This window comes from Deltaproteobacteria bacterium GWA2_45_12, assembly GCA_001797365.1.
Lineage (GTDB): Bacteria > UBA10199 > UBA10199 > UBA10199 > UBA10199 > UBA10199.
Window position 1 is genome coordinate 22,591 of record MGPH01000058.1, and the last position, 23,258, is coordinate 45,848.

Below are 23,258 nucleotides of genomic sequence, written 5' to 3' on the forward strand. Positions count from 1 at the left end.
TTGCTAGGTTTTTTGGAGGAGTTTTTTAAAATTTTTAGATGAAAAAACTGGGATATTTCATAACTTAAACCTACTCCAAACAACTCGCAAAAACCTCAATGCTTACGCTGGTGATTTTGTCGTTTACTGAGAAGATATTTTCTTCTTCGACAACCAGGAGGGATTCGGTGGGTTTGAAATGCTTCTCAAAATAAGGGAGATGCCCCGTTCCATGTTTGACTTTCAGTTTGCATTCAATGGCGATGGCGATACTTTTTTTATCGCGCAAAACAAAATCGATTTCATGTTGTTGGTAGTCCCGGTAGAAGCCAAGCTTGAAGTGAGGAAGAAAGCCGGATATTTCGGGCCACAACCCACGGTAAAGCAGGCACGCTACTGTACTTTCGAAAGGCGCCCCTTCCATCAGGGGTGTTTGGTAGCGGGCAAAGCAAAAATCCATGGGGTAGAATTTTTTCTCCTTGCGAATTTGTTTGGCTTTGGAAATTTGGCAAACGGGGATGTCATAGCCCCATAAAACCTGTTGCAAGGCACGAATGTCACTTTTAATGGTATTTGGCGACACTCCCAAAGTTTGCGCCAGACTGTTGATAGAGTAAGTAGAGCCCATGCCTTCCAAAAGTAATTCATAAACCCGATAAACTCTTTCTACATCCTTACCCAAGTTTAAGTCTCTCAAATCCCTATCCAGCATGGCCGCCTGATAATCCGTTAGCCATTGTTTTAAAAAAATCTCATTTTGCTGGAGGAGATTTTCCGGATAGCTTCCATGCTGGGCATAAATGTTCCAGAGGCCACGCAAGTTTTTTTGATGTTTAAAGTTGGACCGGATGGCCTCTCTCAATAATCCCTTTCCTTTCCAAGCCGGGGCTAAGTCAATTTCAGGAGCCATGGATTGGACATATTCCCTGAAGGAGAGGGGAAACAGTGTGAACCACACGGCTCTTCCCGCCAGAGAATCCCCTTTGTCCTGCTTGCGTAATTCAAAAGCAGAGGAGCCGGACGCCACATAGTTAATAACATGGTGTGTCTTGTCGTAGGTTCCCTTCATGAGATTACGCCATCCCTTGACCTTGTGGATCTCATCGATAAAAACAAGAGGCTTAGGGGAGAGGTTTTCTTTTTTGGGAAACGGGCCGATGGAGCGTTCGTACCAATTGATGATTTCTTCCGGCATTTTCTTGAAGCGAAGACGCTCGGAGGCCACGTCCATATTGAGTTCAAAATCAGGCTTGAGGCAATGCGTGATTAAAAACGTTTTCCCTGCCTGCCTGGGGCCCGAAATGAAAATGATCTTATTCTTAAAAAGACCTAATTGCTTGGTTAAGTGACGTTCAAAGGCCATGGCAAATTTATTCATGTCTATGAATAAATTTCAATAAAATTATTCATGTCTATGAATAATTTTCAATAAACTGTTTTTATAAATATTAAGTATTTGAATTTATTATATTTTTTGAATGAGCTTCTCCACCACCGAAGGATCCGCCAGCGTGGAAATATCCCCCAAATTATCCAAATCATTTTCGGCGATTTTGCGGAGGATGCGGCGCATGATTTTGCCGCTCCGGGTTTTGGGGAGGGCTGCGGCGAATTGGATTTTATCGGGCACGGCGATGGGGCCGATTTCTTCGCGAACGTGCGCAGCTAATTCTTTTAAAAGGGATTCGTTGCCTGAAATATTTTCTTTCAGCGTCACGAAGGCATACAGCCCCTGGCCTTTGATTGCGTGGGGCATGGGGACGACGGCGGCCTCCGAAACGCTTGTATGCGAGACAAGCGCGCTTTCGACTTCGGCGGTTCCGATGCGGTGCCCCGAGACATTGACCACGTCATCAATACGGCCCAAGAGCCAGTAATCGCCATCCTTGTCGATGCGGCAACCATCCCCTGTGAAATAAAGATTTGGAAATGTCGTAAAATAAGTATCGATGAAGCGATCGTGATCGCCCCAGGTGGTGCGCATCATCCCCGGCCAGGGTTTTTTGATGCAGAGCTTGCCGCCCTCATTTGTGGCACATTCAGTTCCATCATCCTTAAGAACAATTGGTTCAACTCCAAAAAAAGGCCGAGAGGCACTTCCCGGTTTCAACGTATGGGCGCCGGGAAGCGGGGAGATGAGGATACCACCCGTTTCTGTTTGCCACCATGTATCGACAATGGGGCATTTTTCTTTTCCGATGTTTTGGTAATACCAATTCCAAGCTTCGGGATTGATGGGTTCGCCCACACTTCCGAGAAGACGCAACGAATCCAAATTATATTTTTTCGGCCATGCCTCTCCTGCCTGCATCAGCGAACGAATGGCCGTGGGGGCGGTGTAGAAGATCGAAACCTTGTGTTTTTCAACCACCTGCCAAAACCGTCCGGCATCGGGATAGGTTGGCACGCCTTCAAACATCAAGGCTGTGGCCCCATTGGCCAAGGGGCCGTAGACAATATAGGAATGCCCCGTCACCCAGCCCACATCGGCGGTACACCAGTAAATGTCCTCCGGCTTGCAATCAAAAATATATTTGTGAGTGAGCGAAACGTGCAGCAAATATCCAGCGGTCGTATGCAAAACCCCTTTGGGTTTTCCCGTGGAGCCTGAGGTGTAGAGGATGAAGAGCGGATCCTCCGCTTTCATCGGCTGGGCTTCATGCTTGGGAGAGGCTTTGGCCATTTCATCGTGCCACCATGCATCCCGCTTAGGTGTTATTGTGATTTTTCCAGCACCCCGTTTGACGACGATGACATGTTCAATCGAAGGGCAGTTCGCCAACGCTTCATCCGCAATATTTTTAAGTGGGATTTCTTTTCCTGCACGAAACCCAACATCTGCCGTGACTAAAACTTTGCATTGCGAGTCGATAATCCGATGAGAAAGCGATTCCGCGCTAAATCCACCAAACACAATGGAGTGGATGGCACCCAGTCGCGCGCAGGCGAGCATGGCCACAGCGGCTTCGGGAATCATGGGCATGTAGAGGCAGACGCGGTCGCCTTTTTGGACTCCTTTTTGGAGGAGGACATTGGCAAATTGGCAGACAAGTTTATGCAATTCGCCATAAGAAATCTTTTTTATCTCCTCATCTTTTTCTCCCTGCCAAAGAATCGCGATTTTGTCTTTTGTGGGTCCTTTCAGATGGCGGTCCAGACAATTGACGGCAATATTAAGCTCTCCATCTTCAAACCAACTGTGTTGAATAATCCGCTTTTTTGAGTCCCATGTATATTTAAGAGCATGTGTTGGAAATTTAGACCACGTAAGGGTTTTAGCTTGTTCAAGCCAGAAATTTTGGGGTTCTTTGAGGGAACGGTCGTACAACGTTTGATATTGTTCCAAAAACCGAAGGTGGGCTTGTTTTGCAAACGAATTGGATGGGGGATACGTTTTGCCATTGTGTTGAAGCGACAAAATAGAAGAAGAATTTTGCATAATCATATCCAATTCTTATCCATAATTCATGGCCTAAAAATTTTTTTTAAGCAATTTTTTCTTTTATAAACCGATAATAAATAACAGAAAAGGAGATTTTATGACGCAAGTAGGCACTATAAAACTGGTCCCTGCCCTTGGGCCTTGCCAACATCCCATCACTCCAGAGGAACAAAGAGTTTATGTGTTGGGAGCAGATAATCCATTTGAGATGTTTCAAAGATATACGGAAGTTATCATTGGGAAATATCGTCCAAATGTATGTGCGCAAGAGGCGCAGAATGCAAGGGATAACGAATTCGATGACGGAGATGCGGAAAATCTAGATTAGGGACGCCTTTTTCCTTTAAAAAATTCCTGAAGCAAGGTCTGACATTGTCCCTCTAACAGACCTCCTCTAATCGCAATTGTGTGATTATTCCCATGGAGAGAATTTATTTCTTTGAGGGAGGGGAAAATAAATTGAGGGGATGACCCTTCGATCACCGTGTAGCGGGATCCCGTGTGCGGGACATTGACGGGACAAAATAGAAGAAGGTTTGGATGACACGACTTGAATTTATAGCACATTCAATAATGGGGTCTACACTTCATCCTTCTCCACAGGCTTTCGAGAACGTCTAATGGAGTCAGTGAGATCAGCAAGAGGTCCTAAAATAATCATCGGAAGCTCAACTACCAGGAACCAAAGCAATCCTGTTGGCAATTCTTTCAGCCAATTTCTTAAAGTGGATTTTCCAGACAAGTGTTTTATAGGGACGTAGTTTCTCGAAACACCGGGGTACAATGTGTATTTTAATTTCATAATTTTGTGGGTAAGAGAGTTGGAAGAAATGTCCAGGCCGAAAACCCGATGGGTGTCTGTTTCAGAAATAGAGGAAGGAACACGATGTAAGATCTCAGGGAAGGGAGCTAGAGAATCAAATTCTAATACAGGGAAATTATCCAACGGTTCTTGCATGAAGTATCCAGAAAAAACATCTTTCGCATTGTGGAGCGCTTCGGAAATGAGATGATAGATTGTTCGCAAATACCGTGATTTTTTTGTAGAAGGATTCTCTAAACATCTATCGATAAGGCTTTGCAAGCGTTGCAGCTCTGTAATTATTTCCCAAAGAGCTGTTTCATGGGGGTCAGGTTGATTAGGAATGATGTTCGCTGTACTGAGTCGTTTGGGGGAGGTGAGCCTTGAAAGAGCATAATGGACTCCGGTGAGCATATGGTCTTGCTGTAACAGTGGCGCTTCGTGATCCATTGTCGGGCTGTCGATGATGACCTCGGGCTCTTCATAAACTCTTCCTGCCGTTATTTTCTGTAGTTGTCGATATTGGGCCCATTGCTGCACCGGTGCCGATACATGACCCCATCTTCTTTGAAGGGCGGCACCCATGCGAGCGACCCCAAAGGAGTGTATTCTACCTATATTCGGAATTCTAAAATTCATAAGTTATTCACTTGGATTCTTACTTTTCGCGAAATTAAAAATAAAGTTGCGGAGTTTTTATACGGTCTTTTTTAGTTTAAAGTGTGAGGTTTTACGCTTCTGCTTAAAAAATTCCTGAAGAATCATAGCGCACTCTTTCTCGAGAATGCTGCCGATAATTTGAAGCGTATGGTTATTTCCGTGGATGGATTTTATTCCTTTGAGAGAGGGGAAAAATCCCCCTGTATCCCCCTTTTGTAAAGGGGGAAATAAAGAGGGGAGCTCGATTTGTCCCCCTTTACAAAAGGGGGATACAGGGGGATTTTCTCCCGTATCACTCTGCCTCTTCGGATCCGCACACCCAAACACCAAGGTCCCCACGCGCGCCTGAAGAAGGGCGCCCAAGCACATGGGGCAGGGTTCCAAGGTGACATAGAGAGTGGTGTTGGTAAGCCGCCAATCTTTTTTCTTTTTCCCCGCTTTGGTAAGCACGATCATTTCAGCATGGTGGAGCGGATTACGCGTCTTCTGCCGCGTGTTATAAGCACGAGCAATAATTTTTCCATCTTCCACTAAAACAGCCCCAATGGGAATTTCACCGGCATCGAAGGCCTTTTGGGCTTCTTTGAGGGCTTGTTGCATGAAAAATTCGTGACGAGGTTTTTGAATATCCATTGGCTTAAAAAAAGGGGTCATCCTACTTTAATGTTTTCTATGGCCAGTAATTTTTTCTTAATACCCACTCCACAGCTATACCCCCCAATCCCTCCATTCGCCGCGATCACGCGGTGGCAGGGGATGATGATGGGCAGGGGGTTTTTTCCATTCGCATTGCCCACGGCGCGTGCGGCTTTGGGGAGCTTCACTTTTTGGGCCAGCGTCTTATAGCTGATCGCTTTTCCATAAGGAATCTTCCACAATTGCTTCCACACTTTTTTTTGAAAGCTTGTTCCAAAGGGCAAATCAATTAACTCCCACGGAAAAGGTTTATTTGACCCTTTGAAATAGGCATCAAGCCAACAATTTATTTTAGTTTTTAAATCCCCCTTACGTCCCCCTTTTCGGCCAGAGGCTGATCCGCCTTTGGCGGAAATAAAGGGGGAAAGAGGGGGATTTTTCGTAGGGGCGCGGTTTCCGCGCCCTGGGCGGGGAAACTCAGCCCTTATAAAGGAAATTTTCTGGATTCCATGCCCTGAAATCTGAATTTTTAAGGCTCCTATAGGCGATGCATATTCATAAAATAAAAAAGGAGACGTTTTTGTAGGCATTTTTTGCACCTTTTCCAAATGGGGAATTAATTTATAAGACTTTGAAATAATTATTTAAAATCGAAAAATAATTATTTTCAAGAATCTCAATTCGAGAACTTCTCACTTTGAAATCTTCTAACTTCCCCCAAACGTCAAAAAACAGACCCTAAAAATATATATAGATCAATAAGTTACCTAATATTTTGGGCTTGGCATAGAACCTGCATTATTACCTTGCAGGGGGTTGGGGTTTAAGGTCATGAAAAGTCCGGGTATTTTAGATCAACCAATATCACCGTTACCACCAAGGCCAACATTAGAGTCTCCTCGCCTGGGACAGTTTTATAAGAAGAAGGGGGTCTACGATGGCAAGCTTCTTCATAGTGCTTCCAAGGTGACTTACACTTTTGTTGGAGATAACGAAGTCATTTCCCTTCATTTTGATCGTGATCGCAAGGCCATTTTTTACAAAGGGCACAATATTGAAAATATAGAATTAAGCAATATTCAACAGGCCCATCTCGAAAAATTTCGCCAAGCTTTAATCAAAAATCCAGGAACCAAAGACATGATTGGCGATTTCGATTTGTCCCATCAAGCCTATCTTAAAAAAAGTTTACGTTAAAATGTTTCTAAACTTCCCTTGAAGCAGGCCCTCTATTTAAGAGACAATAAGTCATGGTTCGAGTTCTTAGATCCATCCTTCCCTTAGATAAGCCTCAGATCACTCCGGCACCTTCAGGAGTTAAATTATCCAAATTACCGCCCCTTCCCAAACCACCTGCAGGGGATTGGCGTTATTCCAACGGACATATTTTGGTCAATGGAGAAGACGTGGCTAAAGTGGTGAATCAGCTCGCCGACAAAAGCCCCGCCGAATTATCCCATTTTGCCCGGGAATTGGCCGCTTACCAAAATTACACTTTTTATACGAAATGGGCCAAACGACGCCGGCGTTTGGGGAAAAAACACCGTGATCCCGACAGCATTGATCCTACAGGGGAGTTAAGCCACATCATGGCCTTGGTGGATGCTTATGTGGCCAAGATTTCACGCATATTAAAACGTCGATACGACGAAAAAACAGATGGCATTACTTTTAAGTTAGATGAAGAGGGGCAGCTTATTTTAAATGGAATGAATGTAACTTCCTTCATTGAAATGACACGCCAGTATCCCAGCAAGAAAGCTCAAGTCTTTTTAAGGGGTTTAAAGAACAGGCTGGCCTTGATGGTCGCCAATAAAAGCCGCAGCCCCGCCTACGAAAAAATACGCGAGACCACTGTGAGTTTGTTCCATCAAATTGATGATGAATTAAAGAGAATTATTGAAGAAGAGAGGTTGTTGGAAAATTCGTAAGGGCAATTCGTAAGGGCAATTCATGAATTGCCCTTACATGGCCCTTTATGATACCCCGCCTCCGTGAACGGTTATTCTTTGCGAGAATTTTTTTCTCGTCCCCTAATTTGGCCCCTGCTTGTTTTGATTCTTTCGGTTCTTATTCATGATTCATTTTTTAGAGCCCATGACATTCATTTACCCAAAGGAAAATTTTCTTTGGAGGCCAAACTTCTTTTAAAAGATCCATCCAAAAACAAATTGATTGTTGAACCTTTAAAAGGAAATGCGTTATTAACCGATTTTTCAGGCAAGATCCAAATCACAACGGCCGAACCCATCCCGGCTTCGTGGAATGCAGGCGATGAATTTCATTTTGATTCCATCAAATTATCCAAGCCGGCTCATTATCAAAACCCGGGCGGATTTGATTACCGGCAGTATCTTTACCGCCACAATATCGAAGCCACGGCTTTTGTTTCCAATCTTTCCACCCTTCATAAGGTAAAGGATCACACCCATTTTTTTGTCGAAGCCAAAAACAGGTTTCAGAAAAGAATGACCCGGTGGATTCATCGTGATCCCAACAAGGAAGCCGGAGCCGTGCTCATTGCCATGGTGTGGGGGGATGAAAGCCATTTGAGTGAGGAAACAAACGAATTATTTCGCAAAATGGGGCTTTCCCATCTTTTGGTTTTGTCCGGATTGCAATTTGTTGTTGTGGCGGCCCTGTTTTTTAAGGGGCTTTTATTTTTGGGGCGAATTTATCCCAAAGTTTATTTGTATGGTTGGCGGCAGGTGGCGGCTGTGGGCACCTTGGCTCTGGTAAACATCTATTTGTTTATTTGTGTGTCAAGCCCTTCGGTGATGCGAGCCTATATTGGTATCAGCTGTTATCTGATTGCCCTTGTTTTTAAAAAGGACCGCGATCCCCTCAATATTTTATTTTTGGCCGCCCTTCTTATCCTGATTTTAAATCCGTATGATTTGTTTGAAGTGTCGTTTCAATTTTCTTTTGTTTCTGTCTTAAGCCTCATCCTTTTTCAGCCCACTTTTAAAAATAAAATGGCCATTTTTTTTACAAAGTTTGGCCGATTTGGAAATTTTGCAGGCAATCTTGTCAGCTCTTCTCTGGCTGTTTTTATCGGGTTGGGGCCCCTGCTTCTTTTTTATTTCCACACCCTGCAACCCCATGGTTTGTGGATGAACCTGTGGGCCATCCCGTATGTTGAAATGCTTGTGGTGCCCTTGGGTTTGGCAGGACTGGTGCTGGCCCCCCTTGTGCCCGGCCTGGCTAAAGTCTTTTTATGGATGGGCCTTAAACTGACCGCTTTTTTTCTTACGGTTTTGCATGGGTTGGATTCATTTTTAGACCCACCACCTCTCTTTTACCCACCGTATAAAGGAGAACTCGTTTTGTATTATTTGATTTTGATGTTTTTGTTTTTTCGATTTTCATCCAAAGTGAAGTGGAGTGGGGTTGCCATCCTTGTCTTGATTTTGGTGTCAGAAGTGGGATGGAGTTTTGGTTTTTTCAAACCCGGAAATCAATTTTCAATTACACAAATAGATGTTGGCCAGGGAGATTCCCTTTTGTTGGAATTACCAGGTCATAAGAACATTTTAGTAGATGGGGGAGGGTCTGCTTATTTTGATATGGGAGAAAATGTTCTTATCCCAAATCTTCTTTACCGCCGCATTCCCGCCCTTGATGTGGTTTGTGTAACGCATGCCGATACGGACCATTATCTTGGATTACAAACCCTTTTGGAAAAATATCCGGTGCGTGAACTGTGGTGGAACGGGTTTGTCTCGGAGGATGAACGTTACAATCAATTAATAAAATCAGCCAGACAAAGAGGAATCGTCGTACGTGAAATGACAAAAGGGATGAAGACGAAAATGGATCAAGCCGAGGTCAGTGTGCTTTGGCCCCCTGCAGGAATGCAGCAAAAAAAGGACAATAACGAATCCATCGTACTTCAAATAAAAGTAAAAGAGCATACGGCGCTTCTTACGGGAGATGCGGAATTTCCTTCGGAGGCCAGCCTTGTTGAGGAAGGATTATTACAATCTGCGGATTATTTAAAACTGGGGCATCACGGAAGCCGCACTTCTTCCAGCGAAATGTTTTTACAAGCGGTTCATCCCCAATTGGCCACGGCAGGGCTTAAAGAAGGTAATCGTTTTCACCATCCGCATCCGGAAGTGGTGGAACGTTTGGGACAATGGGGAATTCCATTTTTCCGGACGGATCGTGACGGAGCCATTACGATTCACTTTAAAGAGGGTGGTTTTTTGGTGGATAGATTTGTCGGAGAGAAAGTTTTTATTCTGAGATACTAAAGAGTACCTTTAGGCTTGGACAAACGACAATAGTTTTTCAACCACCCGGCTTATTTCGATATTGGGTGTGGAAGCGCCGGCAGTAATCCCCACTGAAAGGGCGCCATTTTTAAGCCATTGCCTTGTTTCAATTTCAGTTTTTTTTCCAAAAGGCTTGTGGCGGATTAAGGTGGATGAAACCAGGCATTCGGTGCGGTCAATATGATAGGTAGGGGCGATTTTTTCAGCCATTTCACACAGGTGATTGGTGTTGGAACTGTTGTAACCCCCAAGCACCAAAATAAAATCGGGATTTTTTTCCTTCAATTTTACAATGGCATCTTGTCTGTCTTGCGTGGCGTTGCAAATGGTGTCAAAGGACATATAGTGTTCGTTTAAAGCGGTTTCGCCATAACGTTTGATAAGGGCCTGTTTGATCATGTTGGCAATTTGCAGCGATTCAGAAGACAGCATCGTGGTCTGGTTGGCCAAACCAATTTTTATAAAATCGCGGTCAGGATCAAAACCGGGGGACATCACTTCCCTGAATTTTTCGATAAAGGTTTCTTTGTTTTCACCTTTAACAATATAGTCGCATATTTCCTGGGCTTCTTTTTCATTGAAAACAACGATGTATTTTCCATCTGGAAAAACAGAGACACGGGACGTCGTTGCCTGCGTTTCTTCGTGGTAATGTTTTCCGTGAACAACCACGGTGAACCCGTTTTTGGCGTATTTTTCAATGCGCTTCCACACCACAATCACGGAAGCGCAAATAGTGTCGATGAGTTCGCATTTTTTGTCCATGAGCTTTGAAAGCATGTTCACGGTGGTGCCAAAGGCGGGTACGATGACGACGTCATTTTCCTTAATTTCATCAAAATCGGCGTCTTTGTATTGGCCCGCTAAAAAACGAATGCCCATTTTTTGAAGATCGGTATTAACCAAGGGATTATGGATGATTTCGGTGGTGAGAAAAACGCGTTTGTCAGGGTAACGTTTGCGGGTTTCGTAAGCCAGCTCCACCGCTCGGTCAACACCGTAACAAAATCCAAATTCCTTGGCCAAGTGGATGGTAAGGGGCCCATAGGTTTTGGAGTAACCGGCGGCTTTAATTTCTTCAACAAGTTGGCTCTTATAATAGCGGTCAAGATCAGTCTTGATATCGTCCTTAAGCCCAAAGCCCTTGCGGTTCATCTTAAAATCCAAAATGCTTTCGTTTACAGTCATGGGGGTCCTTATTTAGTCAGGTTGAAGGAGGAATACAAGGGGGAATGTGGGGCAACTTTCTGGTGACAAAACCGATAATTAAAACACTATGACTTCTGTTTCATTTCAAACTTATGACATTAGTGGCGATGACTTGATTTGCGCTGAAGAATTACATGCCATCCATCATTTTCAAATGACGCGAAAGATGCTTTTGGGGTTAAGTTTAAAGGCCCTTCAGGCGCCTGACCCAGAAGCTGCCAGAGGGCTTGTTTTGGGTTTGATTTTCTGGGTTGACCAAACCATTGAAAACATGGAAGCCCAAAGTAAGATGAAACCAAACTACACTCTGGATGTTCCTCTTCTTCAACCCACTGCCAACTGGGATGTTTTTCCTACTCAGGTCATCAATTCGATTGTCCGAGGCTATGCCAATCTGCCTCCTTTGGAAAAAGTTTACTTTAAAAGGGAGTTTGAGAAATTTAAAGGCCAACTCAAAGATGGCAGTGTCAATTTGCAAACGGACATAGATGATTCTTCCCTCATCATTTATAATCAAGCTTTTCCGGACGAAATTAGGGCAAACGAGGCTTCTTTTTCACAAAAAGACTGGCAAGACTATGTTAATCGCCAAGAAGCTGAACTGCTCATTCAAGGTAAGAAATTTTGTCCGTAATTAATGTTGCAGAGTCACCCTTCGAGAGCCTCAGGGTGTCCTATAGTTTCAACTGCGTTTTAATCCGTTCAATCGCCTCTTCGATTTTTTCTGTAAATCCAAACGCTGAAAGGCGGAAATAGCCTTCGCCCGAAGGACCAAAGCCGGCGCCAGGGGTGCCCACGACGTGGCATTCGGAAAGAAGTTTGTCGAAAAATTCCCAGGAAGAAAGTTTGGCAGGGGTTTTAAGCCAAATATAGGGGGCGTTTACCCCACCATAAACCTGGATGCCCAACGAACTTAAGCCTTCGCGGATGAGTTTGGCGTTATTCATGTAATAGGCAATGGTCTCGCGGATTTCTTTTTTTCCTTCAGGACTAAAGCAGGCGGCGGCCGCTTTTTGAACGGGGTAGCTTACCCCATTGAATTTGGTGGTGTGACGGCGGCTCCACAGACTGTTGACAGATACTTTATTACCCTGTGAATCTTTTACTTTCAGCTCTTCAGGAATTACCGTGTAGGCGCAACGCGTCCCGGTGAACCCGGCGGTTTTTGAAAAACTCCGGAATTCGATAGCCACTTCCTTGGCTCCTTCGATTTCATAAATGGAATGGGGAATTTGAGCCTCTGAAATAAAAGCCTCATAGGCAGCATCAAACAAAATGACGGCTTCATTTTTACGGGCATAGTCCACCCATTTTTGAAGAGTGGCTTTGTCCATCACAGCCCCCGTGGGGTTGTTGGGTGAACACAAATAAATGAGATCCACTTTTTGTTTGGGAAGTTCCGGTGTGAAATTATTTTCGGCCGTGGTGGGCATGTAGACAAGCCCGGCATAACGTCCGCTTTTATCCAAGGGGCCTGTACGTCCGGCCATTACATTTGTGTCGACATAAACGGGGTAAACAGGGTCGGTAACGGCCACACTATTGTTGATGCTAAAGATTTCCTGAATATTGCCTGTGTCGCATTTGGAACCGTCGGAAACAAAAACTTCCGTTGCTTTTAAAGAAACGCCGCGAGGTTTGAAATCGTTTTCAATAATGGCCTGGATTAAAAACGGGTATCCCTGTTCCGGACCATATCCTTTGAATGTTTCGTTTTTGGCCATTTCGTCCACCCCTTGGTGGAAGGCCTTGATCAACGTTGGGGAGAGGGGACGTACCACGTCGCCAATGCCCAAGCGGATGATATCGGCTTTGGGATTTTTTTCCTGAAAGGTTTTTACACGTCGCCCGATTTCAGGAAACAAGTAACCGGCGGCCAGTTTGAGATAGTTGTCGTTGATTTGAGCCATAAAAGATGGTTGATTTAACGTATTCAATTTTAAAGGTCAACTTGCATGCAAAAGCAAATATTCATCGGTATCGGAGCTAATTTGGGGAGTCCTTTGGCTCAATGTCAAAGAGCTTTAACGCTTCTTTCAGGGCATCCCCAACTTCATTTGGTCAGAACCTCGTCTTTCTATGAGTCGGAACCTTTAGTGCCCGGCGGGGTTTCGCCCAAAACTGTGCCTTGCTATGTCAACGCTGTTTGTGAAATGACCACAGAGCTTAGCCCGGCCAAAGTTTTGGAAATCCTCATTCAAATTGAAAAAGAGATGGGAAGGGAGCGCCGGGCCAAGTGGGAATCACGAATCATTGATCTGGATTTTTTGGCCTATGAGAACGTGGTCTTAAATTCGAGCCAACTGACACTCCCCCACCCTGAAATGGCCCATCGTTCCTTCGTTTTGGTCCCCCTTTGTGAAATAGCCCCCCAGTGGATGCACCCTGTTTTGAAAAAAACAGTGGGGGAAATGGTCCAACTCATGGGACAAAATCAGAAAATAACCCCATTAATGTTGTTGACTCGCTAGAAAGCCTTCTTTAGCATATCGTTTCTATGGCTGTTATTGATTCAAACAAGAAAGAAATTAATTTTAAAATAGTTTATTACGGGCCAGCCCGATCCGGAAAAACCTCTTCAATTCATGCAGTTCAAGAGGGTATTCAGGTGTCCAAAAAATCCAAAATCAAAAAGAACCTCGAAACGGATAAAACCATTTTTTTCGATTTTTTAGCACTCTCTTCTGAAGCCATTGGAGGGTACAAAACCAAATTTCAGGTTTATACCGTTCCTGGGCAGGTCTTATACGAGGATTCCCGGAAGCTTTTGCTAAAAGGAGTGGATGGCCTTCTTTTTGTCGCTGATTCACGCCTGGAAAAATTGGAAGACAATATCCGCAGCATGAGTGAATTAAGGGATCATTTGCAGGCCATGGGCTATGTGCCGGGGGATATCCCCACCGTGTTGCAATACAATAAAAGAGATCTCCCTTCCGCACCGCAAGTGGATGAATTGCGAAAAACCCTCAACATTTATCACTGGGCTGATTTTGAAACTGTGGCCATTAAGGGCCAGGGTGTTGTGGATGCCTTTAAAGAATGCGTCCGCCAGGTGGTATTAAATTTAAAAGAGGTATGATTCGTGTCCCATCATTTTGGAACCTTCTGCCAGTCATCCAAGAATTTCTTTAATCCAAGATCGGTAAGCGTGTGTTTGGCCAGTTGTTGAATAACTGCAAAGGGGACTGTTGCCACATCCGCTCCGATGAGGGCGGCATCAAGAAAGTGGATGGGGTTGCGTACACTGGCCACCAAAATCTCTGTTTTTAGCCGGTAATTGGTATAAATGGTTTTAATTTGTTTGATGAGATCCATGCCTACCTGCCCAATATCATCAAGTCTTCCCACAAAAGGACTAATATAAGTAGCTCCCGCTTTGGCGGCGAGTAACGCCTGATTGGCCGAAAAACAAAGAGTGCAATTGGTTTTAATACCAAGTTCTGTGCAGGTGCGGATGGCTTTCAGGCCTTCTTCAATCAAGGGGATTTTAACGACGATATTGGGATGGATTTTGGCCAAAATCTTGGCTTCTTCAACAATTTCGTGATGCTTGATGGTGACTGTTTCTGCGGAAATGGGGCCATCGACGACGGCGACAATGTCTTTGAGTACATCCTCAAATTTGCGCCCCGTTTTGGCGACTAGCGACGGGTTGGTGGTCACCCCATCAATAACTCCCATGGCATGGGCTTCTTTGATTTCTTTAATATCGGCACTGTCGATGAAGATTTTCATAATTTTCTCCGTGGTTCATGATTTCCGGTAGGGGCAATTCCGGTAAGGGCAATTCATGAATTGCCCTTACACGTTTTTTTAAAACATTCCTCACTGCAAAAATATTTTCGATCCTTTGCATACGCCTGTTTTTGTGGATTATAAACACCGCAAGCGGGACAGGCAATCATTGTGTCTAAAATTTTTTTAGAAGATTCTTGGGTTCCAGATGGTGTTAGTTTTTGTCGAAAAAGAAACTTAAACAAAAAATAACATAAAAGAAATAATAGAATTAATCTGAACAAACCCATTTAATACTCCATCCTGTGTTCAAAAGCGCGAGAAAGTGTGACCGGGTCAGCATACTGAATGTCGCCTCCCACGGGAAGCCCTGAGGCTAATTTGGTCATGCGCAACCCCAGAGGTTTGATCAGTTTTGAAACATACAGGGCTGTGGCATCCCCTGTGACATTGGGGGAAGTAGCCAGAATGATTTCTTCCACGGGCTCGGAACGCAATCGTTGGATTAATTCTTTAACGCGCAGATTGTCCGGTCCAATGCCATCCAAGGGAGAAAGGGCCCCTTGTAACACATGATAACGGCCGCGATAGATTTTCGTTTTTTCCAGGGCCATAAGATCAGAAGATTCTTCAACCACACATAAAATTTTATGATCCCGCATGGGGTTGGTACAAACGGAGCATAGTTCCTGGTCTGTTAAATGAAAACAAACCGAACAAAAACGGATTTTTGAAGTGACCTCGGTTAAGGCTTTTGCCAGGCTGAGGGCATATTGAGCCGGTTGACGCGTGATAAAAAGAGCCAGGCGTAGGGCCGTTTTATTCCCCACGCCGGGAAGTTTTGATAATTCATGTGTGAGAAGGTCAAGAGAGGTCATTTTTTGGGGTGGTCATTTGGCTGGTCACCGAGCGGAGTCGAGGTGGTCCCTTCGACTCCGCTCAGGGACCGGAACTTGCATGCAAATGAGTTTTTTACATCCCGGGGATTTTCAATCCAAGATTACCCATCATGCCACCCATTTGGTCTTGTTGGGCTTCTTGTGCGCGGTTGGTGGCTTCATTAACGGCAGCCATAATGAGGTCTTGGAGCATGTCGATATCGTCTTTATTAACTACTTCAGGATCAATGGTTATTTTGAGCACTTCTCCACGTCCATTTACCTTACAGGTGACCATGCCTCCGCCGCTTGACGCCTCAAATTCCTTGGTGGCAAGCATTTCCTGCTGTTTTTTCAATTCTTTTTGAAGCTGCTGGGCTTGCTTCATGATTTGGTTGATGTTCATTTTTTCTGGCCGACCATCGTTTGTCGGGCATCGTAAAGTTTTACGATGGCCCGTTGATGATAGCCGACTTATTTGATTTCCCTGATTTCTTTTACTTTGGCTCCCAAAATCTCTTGGGCCAGTTTGATGCTTGGGTCATTTAACGCATCTTCTCTTAATTTGGTTGAACGTTGAATTTGCTCTTCTTGTTTTTGTTGGGCCACTGTAGGGCCACCTTGTTTCTGATTTTCCGCCGATTTTTCCAATGAAAAATGAATCTGCTGTTTGAAAAATCCAACCGCCATTTCTTCAATGGTTTTAAGCCGGTCTTTGAGCATGTCAGGGTAGATGGATTGGGGATCAAAGCCAAGAGAAATGAGGTTTTCCACTTTTTTCAAGGGGCGGGCATGTTCCAAAATGGCCCCAATTTGGGGCCGGGTCTCCAAAACTTTTTGGACAAAGGATCGCCAGAGGGAGTGGAGGTCGGGGGATGGTTGACTTGTCGCTGGTCGCTCGTGGGTAGAAGAGGGAGGAGAGGATTGTTGGTTGCTAGTTGCTGGTTCCGGCTGAAGCCTAAGTCGAACCATGTTTGGTGGGTTATTCTCAGCGTTTAACTTCTCCACCAATTCCGGTATCGAAACGAGTTCGCGTACTTTCATCATTTTAATCAGAGTGGTTTCAAAAACGATTTTGGGAAGACTGCTTCGCGAAATTTCTTCGGTGCCGCGCAATAAAATTTGAAACAAGATCAGCAAATGAGTCGAGGGAATTTTTTGTGTCCAATCTTTGAGGTTTTCATTTTCTTGCTGTGAGAGGCTTGTGGGAGATAAGGGGCTTTCTTTAACAATGAGAGCATCACGTAAAAGCTCCAAGAGCCCTTCGGCAAAAATTTTTAGATCAAAACCCTTGTTAAAAAGTCCTTCCACCTGTTTGAGGGCGTGGCCAATATCTTCTGAAAGGATGGCCCTGAGGGTTTCAAGAAGCAATACACGGTCGGCCAACCCCAGAATATCCCGAATTTGCTCGCTTGAAGGGTGATTGCCACAAAAACTGATGACTTGGTCCAAAAGAGAAAGGCTATCGCGCACCGACCCTTCCGAGGCGCCGATGAGAAGATGAATGCTTTCATCATCAAGGGTCACTTTTTCCTGGGACATGATGTTTTTTAAATGCCCCGCAAGTTTGTCTTGAGGGAGCCTTTTAAGGTCAAAGCGCTGGCAGCGTGAGAGAATGGTGATGGGTATTTTGTGAGGTTCAGTTGTGGCAAACACAAAAATGATATGCGGGGGTGGCTCTTCCAATGTTTTAAGCAGGGCATTAAAAGCGCTGGTGGAAAGCATGTGCACTTCATCAATAATATAAATTTTATACTTGCCGTGGGAAGGTAGAAACTTTGTTTGTTCCCTTAATTCACGCACATCATTGACTGAAGTGTTTGAGGCCCCATCAATTTCCAACACATCCATAGATGTTCCCTTGGTGATACCGACACAGGAAGAACAGGTTTGACAAGGGGTGGTGGTGGGGCCTTTTTCGCAATTGAGTGATTTGGCAAAAATACGGGCCAATGAAGTTTTCCCCACACCCCGGGCCCCGCAAAAAAGATAGGCATGATGAATGCGCTTTAAATCAATGGCGTTTTTAAGCGTGGTGACAGCCGCTTCTTGGCCAATGACTTCGTCAAAATGCTGAGGGCGATATTTGCGGGCGAAAACTTGATAACTCAAAATAGTTATGAGTTATGAGTTATGAGTTATGAGACATCTTTTTGAACATCTCATAACCCATAACCCATAACTCAGCTTCTACAAAATAGCCGGGAAACCCGTAGCACCGGGCCACAAGCTTACCGTTGCTTCCTTCCGAACCTGGCGGGTTTGGGCTTAAAAACCCCCGCACGGGCCCCGGCTAGGAATTTAGCTAGCATCTCCACCTATTCATTTCCAAGGGAAAAATGGTTAGAATTTTTTGGCCAATGCCCATTCTGGAGCCAATCCCAGTTTTTGAACCTGTAAATCGATAAAAGAGCCAACATGCCTTGTCATCGGCCAGCTCTCACAGGTATTGCTTAAGATATGAATATTGTTGGCTTTACAAATGGTCCGGCATTTTTTAAATGCTTAAAAAGCTAAGAATAAAAAAGTGAAAAATAGCCGGTTATATGGCAACTTTTTTTGGAAATTGACGAAAAAAGTGGAGAAAGTGAAATATCAATATGAGCCAAGTTGTAGATAATAGCGTACAAAGCGCAGCGCAAGCTATTCTGGGAACGTTAACGAGAGAAAACCTGTTATTAATAAGGGATGCCTCTCAAATTGTTCCTGCCATTGATACTAAAATTCTTAAATCTGAAATAGATCACCTGGCTCTCGCAGTTAGCCGTTATTACGTGATTGTTGAAGACCGGAACCGGGATTTAAAAATATCACCTCAAGAGCAAACAAGAGCGCTGGCAAAAGCAACGGCTTTTTGGTCGGAGTTCCGATACAGGGAAGATTATTTTTCAAAAATGCTTATTGAACGCAATTCAAATCCTTATATTTTTAATAATGTGGCTTATTCCCTTTTTCAAGAAGCAGATTTCCTTCAGGGTAACACAACATCCTGTTCTTCATGTGATCATACAAACTCTTGTGAATAATCATTTTATGGTGGGGTTGGGGGTTCTTGAATATTAACTGCGGGATTTTCTGCAAGATTATTAATAAAATTCTGAATAGTATCTTCTATATCTATATTGGGATCAAATTGAACAAGTATTCTATTGCCCGGAGTTTGGAATGCCCCTGGGGACCTTTGAACATGGGCACTACTGATGGCAAGGGAAGATAATCTTCTATTACTTGTTATTAAAAAAAGATCTTCCATTTTACCATAAGGGTAGAAATAAATTTTCTCAAAAATTGAATTTTCCGAAGAAATTGGAGGATAACCCTCATGAGCCAAATTATCGAAAGCATGGCCTATTTCATGGGCAATAACACCACTCATAACCGTATAATAATTGTCGACAAAAATAATGCCTCCTTCAAATCCAGGCAATCCAAACTCTGACATTGTATCGGGACCAAAATATGCCCCAGCCATAAGTTGCCCATCAGCCCTAATCATGAGCCCAGGTACTACAAAAACATTCAGTCCCTCTACTAAAAGCTGACCTCTAAATTCTCTAATAATCCTTGCTAAAGTTATGTCTTCGATATTAACGGTCCCGGGTTCGTAAAAAATATCTACTTCTGATCCCGGATTCCGTGGAGGTTCGATAATTTGAATTGATTCAGGTAGGATGGCAACACATCCTTGTTGCCAAAGTATATTTGTGATTCGAATAGAACTTCCAAGGGAAGAGTCAATGATGGGATTTCTAACGCCACTTGGCAAGAACATGTCAATAGTTAGATTGTCTAGATAAAATATTTCATTCTTATTATTTTCGTTTTTAGTATTAATATCAGCAAAAGGCTCGCATTCCCAACCGTTGGAGTCATTGCAAATGCCGTTTTGATCCCGATCTTCATAGTCAAAACGACCATTTCCTGCCCCAACGATATTACCATCAGGTAATCTAATTCCTGTATCCAAAAATGATTCTTTAAAAACAAAAATTCGCATCTGAACCATTTTTCTTTGATCGGGTTCTCTTTGGCAGATAGAAATTTCTTTTTCGATTGCCCCAATTTGCTCTGATGCCTGAAAGCGCACCCGGACAGAACCATCGATTAGTGTCATGTGAGTTCTATCTTCTGGAGCATCATCTACCACGGGACCGACTAAACCATCATGGGCATTAAACTGATCATCAGAACATCGATGAGAAATGTGGCAAGTCATCAGGTCCTCAGCATTGCTATCATTATCTAAAGTCATCCCCATGGTGGCTGTTGTTAAAATTTGGGACTTGGAAACAAAAATATCTGTATTGGGACCTGTTTCCGTCAATGTGATCGGAGTTAGATCGTCAAAAGAAGCCGATTGACGAACAGTTCCAAGAGAAAGAGAAAAGGGATTAGTGCTTTGAATGATATCAATGGCGTGAGAATTAAGGTTGGCCTCTGGGTTAATCATACGTATATAAAATCGCTCAGAATCTCGGTCAATAAAATTGCGTGAAGGATCTCCTTCATTATAAATTTGGAGAATGCCAGTCTCAATTCCCTGATCATCTCTCACGACTTCCTTATAGAATCCTCTCTCCCATCGAGCGATTTGCAAATAATCTACAGGGTTATTTGTTTTATCCACAATACCAATTCCGCAATTATCAGGCTGGTTGGGGGCACACTCTGTTCGCTGATTGTTGTTTTTATCTTTCACCACATCAATTTGAATGATGCTTAAAGGCAATCTTTTTTCGGAGAGAGCAAGTCCTTGACCCCCAGCTTCGCGAGAATTCCATTCAACTTGTAGTTGCTGTTTTCCCCCTTTTCCTCCTTCAATATAAATAACTGAGGTAGGATTTTCTCCCGTTTCAATAACATAAGGGCGTGCCAAAGCGTTTGAATGGGAAGGATTTAACCATAGACTGACCGGAGGCTGGGGATCCTCAGGATTATCACCAACAATCCGAACTGTTAACTCTCCTCTCAATGGAGGATCCATCCGTATAGTCAGAGGAACGATGTCATTGTCGTTTTGTGTTTCATTATCAGCTAGATCTTCAAGAAAATCACGGTCGTCATCGTCATTATTGACATAGAGCACTAATTTTTCGATGGGCGGCAGATTGTTATTGGCTCCATTTCCTCCCGACTGAGCTAATCCTTGTGCCATTTTAAAAAATTGGATGCGGTGGATTGTAAACATCACCGGAGCTGGTGGAGAGATATCTCGTCCATCAGAAGTTTGCCCTTGCAGTTCCATTTTATAAATCCCGGGAATGGCAACCGAACCGTCCTCTTTTCGTCCATTCCAAGTTAGATTTCCTATCGGTAGGTTTTGATTATTTATTCCCATCTCGACCCGTGTGCATTCACTGATATGTTGATTGTTTGAATCTTTAATGAAACACCGAACATTTCCCAAACGGGCATTTCCAATAGGATTTGCTACAAAAAAGGCTTGAACAGACCTTCTTTGTTCGTTCAAATCATCCCAATCAATGTAGAGGGTTGTCCCTGTGAGCGAGAGAACGATGATTTCACAGGCATCTCCAGTCAGTATTCCGTCACTATTCCTTTGGTCGGCATTTGGTAGGGAGGGGCAATTATCACACGTATCCTTCACCCCATCTCCATCAGTATCTAAATTTTGTTGCGGTCCGGCATTTGCATTTCGAACACAGCTATCACACACATCACCCACTCCATCGCCGTCAAGATCCCCTTGGTCGTTTGATTCTAGACGCCCATTTTTTGTTTGTGGACAATTGTCATCGCTATCAGCGACACAATCTTGGTCGTAATCTTGCGTTGCACTGTTTAAGTCGGGGCATCTGTCACAAATATCTCCCTTTTCGTCTTGATCACGATCCGTTTGGGCTTCATTAAAATCGTGTGGACAATTATCCGCTTCATCAATGATGTTATCATGATCGCTGTCGGGGGGATCGCAGGCATCTCCAGAACCATCACCATCGGTATCATCTTGATTGTCATTAAAATGCCAAGGGCAGTTGTCAAGATCATCAATTAACGCGTCACCATCATCGTCGTCATCACAGGCATCTCCTTGAGGGTCTCCAGAGGGAAGATCCTTGTCGGTATTGCTTTGGCTGGGATTGTTATGCGTCGGACAATTATCGCATCGCACATCTGCAATGGGACAAGAAGTATCCAAACTACAGGCCTGAATCCCATCCCCATCTGAATCCTGTTCAATACTATTTAGATCGAATGGGAATAAATCGACGCGTTCTCCAGAATTGGCTGCTACTCTTCCAGGAACTCCATCGCCATCACAATCATTATTCCTATCATAGGGAAATTGATCGCAGACATCCCCTAAACCATCTTCGTCTTGATCTAGTTGTCGATTCTCTCCTACTCTTATAGGTAGAGGGTTGGCTATCTCAGGACAATTATCACATTGATCATTAACGTGATCGAGATCGAAGTCTCGAAGAGGATCTTCTACATTAAAGGGCATCGCATGGTCACCAGGGCAAATATCACACGCATCTCCAATTCCATCTCCATCGCTTTCGGGTTGAATTCCTTGTTCGTTTTTAGGATTGGGATGCCTTGGGCAATTATCACAACTATATCCAAGACCATCATTGTCGAATGGATCAGGACCCTCATCCGATTCAACATCAGGATAATCGTCAAAATTTGGAAGTTGAACGCAGGTGTCTTGCAAATCACAGACACCATCTCCATCGGTATCTGGATTTTCATAATCGTAACCCTCACTCATATAAAGATTACGGAGGGGAGCCTGATAAAACAGCTCCACCGATTGACGAATGCATTCGGTGACCTCGGGCCATGGGTCGGTTGCTAATCTGTTTATCGCAAAATCTACGGCCCTTCTCTCCCGATCATCACGATTGCTATCGGGGGTAACCCCAGGGCTTGTAATGACGTCAAGATCAAGCTCAGGACTCAAACCTTGTTCTTCTAAGCATCGACCCGTTTGCTCATTAATGTATTCGGCGCCCAGTTCTTCAAACCGTAGAACTTTGCGAACATTCACTTCGCAGAGTAAAGCATTCGTAATCACGCCACGTTCCAAATTACCTGCTACTTGTCCACCAGCCGCCTCAGCCCCTTGGCACCCGGGAACATAATAAGAATCATCAGCGCCTATGATGTTCCCATTGCCGTGATGGATATGAATAACACCTGGTGCCTCCGGTGGAGCCCCGCCGATGCGAAGATGAAAATTGCGATGATTACGAATCTCTGTTTCGATCGAACCAATTTTCCTATCTTCGTCCACTGTTTCAATATTAGAGAAGGGACAATCCCCGCTAATATTACTACACCGGTGTTCAATAGCATCGACACGTGTCTGTATATCCCTCGGTAATTGGATAGGAGTGCTGTCTCTATAACTATTTCCAACGGCAACTGGAATATTAGTACACCCACACTCCTTGAAATGAATATCTTCGGGTGGAGTTATCTTTTGAGAGGTTTCTCCTAACCCAATATCAACGGCACCAAGGACCATTCTCCAATTTTGGGTATCTTGTTCACTGACGTGGGAACAGATGGGGAGACCTTCTGCATTTCTATCAGAACCCCGCTGAGGACCACGGGCGTAAGCCCGTGGGTGAAAGCGGGTAGCAGCGAAGCTGCTAATGTTTTATAGG

At 44.1% G+C, this 23,258-nt stretch carries 21 protein-coding genes and 1 other RNA gene; 8 read left to right on the plus strand and 14 right to left on the minus strand.

Annotated features, from left to right (window positions below):
- Nucleotides 1-70 precede the first annotated feature (70 nt).
- A complete protein-coding gene (locus A2048_04415; protein OGP07824.1) occupies nucleotides 71-1,357 on the minus strand; it encodes a hypothetical protein in 1,287 nt (428 codons plus the stop codon).
- A gap of 87 nt (nucleotides 1,358-1,444) precedes the next feature.
- Nucleotides 1,445-3,418 (minus strand): acetate--CoA ligase, encoded by a 1,974-nt coding sequence (locus A2048_04420; GenBank protein ID OGP07844.1) that lies wholly within the window; start codon nucleotides 3,416-3,418, stop codon nucleotides 1,445-1,447.
- Between the two features lie 100 nt (nucleotides 3,419-3,518).
- Here A2048_04420 and A2048_04425 point away from each other — a divergent pair, with 100 nt between their 5' ends.
- A complete protein-coding gene (locus A2048_04425) occupies nucleotides 3,519-3,749 on the plus strand; it encodes a hypothetical protein (GenBank protein OGP07825.1) in 231 nt (76 codons plus the stop codon).
- Between the two features lie 252 nt (nucleotides 3,750-4,001).
- Here A2048_04425 and A2048_04430 read toward each other — a convergent pair whose 3' ends face one another.
- The 3 genes from A2048_04430 to A2048_04440 form a co-directional block, all read right to left on the minus strand.
- The gene (locus tag A2048_04430) at nucleotides 4,002-4,808 is read right to left on the minus strand and encodes a hypothetical protein (protein OGP07826.1); all 807 of its coding nucleotides are present in this window, start codon (nucleotides 4,806-4,808) and stop codon (nucleotides 4,002-4,004) included.
- Nucleotides 4,809-4,919: 111 nt separating this feature from the next.
- Nucleotides 4,920-5,537, minus strand: coding sequence for a hypothetical protein (locus A2048_04435; protein ID OGP07827.1), 618 nt, complete (start codon nucleotides 5,535-5,537; stop codon nucleotides 4,920-4,922).
- Complete coding sequence (locus A2048_04440; protein OGP07828.1) at nucleotides 5,534-6,109, minus strand: hypothetical protein; 576 nt, start codon at nucleotides 6,107-6,109, stop codon at nucleotides 5,534-5,536. The genes A2048_04435 and A2048_04440 overlap by 4 nt, the downstream gene beginning before the upstream one ends.
- A gap of 241 nt (nucleotides 6,110-6,350) precedes the next feature.
- Between A2048_04440 and A2048_04445 the strand changes: the two genes are divergently transcribed.
- The 3 genes from A2048_04445 (at nucleotide 6,351) to A2048_04455 (ending at nucleotide 9,775) form a co-directional block, all read left to right on the plus strand.
- On the plus strand, nucleotides 6,351-6,716 hold the full coding sequence (locus A2048_04445; protein ID OGP07829.1) for a hypothetical protein: 366 nt from the start codon (nucleotides 6,351-6,353) through the stop codon (nucleotides 6,714-6,716).
- A 53-nt stretch (nucleotides 6,717-6,769) separates the two neighbouring features.
- Nucleotides 6,770-7,450, plus strand: coding sequence for a hypothetical protein (locus A2048_04450; protein OGP07830.1), 681 nt, complete (start codon nucleotides 6,770-6,772; stop codon nucleotides 7,448-7,450).
- Nucleotides 7,451-7,528: 78 nt separating this feature from the next.
- Nucleotides 7,529-9,775 (plus strand): DNA internalization-related competence protein ComEC/Rec2, encoded by a 2,247-nt coding sequence (locus A2048_04455; protein ID OGP07831.1) that lies wholly within the window; start codon nucleotides 7,529-7,531, stop codon nucleotides 9,773-9,775.
- A gap of 9 nt (nucleotides 9,776-9,784) precedes the next feature.
- On the opposite strand, the gene A2048_04460 is transcribed toward A2048_04455, so the two are convergent.
- The gene (locus A2048_04460; GenBank protein ID OGP07832.1) at nucleotides 9,785-10,984 is read right to left on the minus strand and encodes a 4-hydroxy-3-methylbut-2-enyl diphosphate reductase; all 1,200 of its coding nucleotides are present in this window, start codon (nucleotides 10,982-10,984) and stop codon (nucleotides 9,785-9,787) included.
- A gap of 88 nt (nucleotides 10,985-11,072) precedes the next feature.
- Here A2048_04460 and A2048_04465 point away from each other — a divergent pair, with 88 nt between their 5' ends.
- Nucleotides 11,073-11,639, plus strand: coding sequence for a hypothetical protein (locus A2048_04465; protein ID OGP07833.1), 567 nt, complete (start codon nucleotides 11,073-11,075; stop codon nucleotides 11,637-11,639).
- Nucleotides 11,640-11,679: 40 nt separating this feature from the next.
- Here the strand turns inward: A2048_04465 and A2048_04470 are convergent, their stop codons facing one another.
- Entirely contained in the window at nucleotides 11,680-12,915 is a 1,236-nt protein-coding gene (locus A2048_04470; GenBank protein ID OGP07834.1) for an LL-diaminopimelate aminotransferase, read from the minus strand.
- A gap of 45 nt (nucleotides 12,916-12,960) precedes the next feature.
- Between A2048_04470 and A2048_04475 the strand changes: the two genes are divergently transcribed.
- Complete coding sequence (locus tag A2048_04475; protein ID OGP07835.1) at nucleotides 12,961-13,476, plus strand: 2-amino-4-hydroxy-6-hydroxymethyldihydropteridine diphosphokinase; 516 nt, start codon at nucleotides 12,961-12,963, stop codon at nucleotides 13,474-13,476.
- A 26-nt stretch (nucleotides 13,477-13,502) separates the two neighbouring features.
- Nucleotides 13,503-14,084 (plus strand): hypothetical protein, encoded by a 582-nt coding sequence (locus tag A2048_04480; GenBank protein ID OGP07836.1) that lies wholly within the window; start codon nucleotides 13,503-13,505, stop codon nucleotides 14,082-14,084.
- 11 nt (nucleotides 14,085-14,095) lie between these two features.
- Here A2048_04480 and A2048_04485 read toward each other — a convergent pair whose 3' ends face one another.
- The 6 genes from A2048_04485 to ffs all read right to left on the minus strand — a co-directional run bounded on the left by A2048_04485 (nucleotide 14,096) and on the right by ffs (nucleotide 17,913).
- Nucleotides 14,096-14,740 carry a fructose-6-phosphate aldolase gene (locus tag A2048_04485; protein ID OGP07837.1) on the minus strand — a complete coding sequence of 215 codons (645 nt, stop codon included), beginning with the start codon at nucleotides 14,738-14,740 and terminating at the stop codon, nucleotides 14,096-14,098.
- A gap of 53 nt (nucleotides 14,741-14,793) precedes the next feature.
- The gene (locus tag A2048_04490) at nucleotides 14,794-15,030 is read right to left on the minus strand and encodes a hypothetical protein (protein OGP07838.1); all 237 of its coding nucleotides are present in this window, start codon (nucleotides 15,028-15,030) and stop codon (nucleotides 14,794-14,796) included.
- Nucleotides 15,031-15,618: a recombination protein RecR gene (locus A2048_04495; GenBank protein ID OGP07839.1), complete on the minus strand. Its 588-nt coding sequence runs from the start codon at nucleotides 15,616-15,618 to the stop codon at nucleotides 15,031-15,033.
- 94 nt (nucleotides 15,619-15,712) lie between these two features.
- A complete protein-coding gene (locus A2048_04500; GenBank protein OGP07840.1) occupies nucleotides 15,713-16,024 on the minus strand; it encodes a nucleoid-associated protein, YbaB/EbfC family in 312 nt (103 codons plus the stop codon).
- Nucleotides 16,025-16,092: 68 nt separating this feature from the next.
- On the minus strand, nucleotides 16,093-17,730 hold the full coding sequence (locus A2048_04505; protein ID OGP07841.1) for a DNA polymerase III, subunit gamma and tau: 1,638 nt from the start codon (nucleotides 17,728-17,730) through the stop codon (nucleotides 16,093-16,095).
- 84 nt (nucleotides 17,731-17,814) lie between these two features.
- An RNA gene (ffs, locus tag A2048_04510) (signal recognition particle sRNA small type) lies at nucleotides 17,815-17,913 on the minus strand.
- 305 nt (nucleotides 17,914-18,218) lie between these two features.
- On the opposite strand from ffs, the gene A2048_04515 reads away from it, so the two are divergent.
- Nucleotides 18,219-18,644, plus strand: coding sequence for a hypothetical protein (locus A2048_04515; GenBank protein OGP07842.1), 426 nt, complete (start codon nucleotides 18,219-18,221; stop codon nucleotides 18,642-18,644).
- A gap of 5 nt (nucleotides 18,645-18,649) precedes the next feature.
- On the opposite strand, the gene A2048_04520 is transcribed toward A2048_04515, so the two are convergent.
- On the minus strand, nucleotides 18,650-22,882 hold the full coding sequence (locus A2048_04520) for a hypothetical protein (GenBank protein OGP07843.1): 4,233 nt from the start codon (nucleotides 22,880-22,882) through the stop codon (nucleotides 18,650-18,652).
- Nucleotides 22,883-23,258 lie beyond the last annotated feature (376 nt).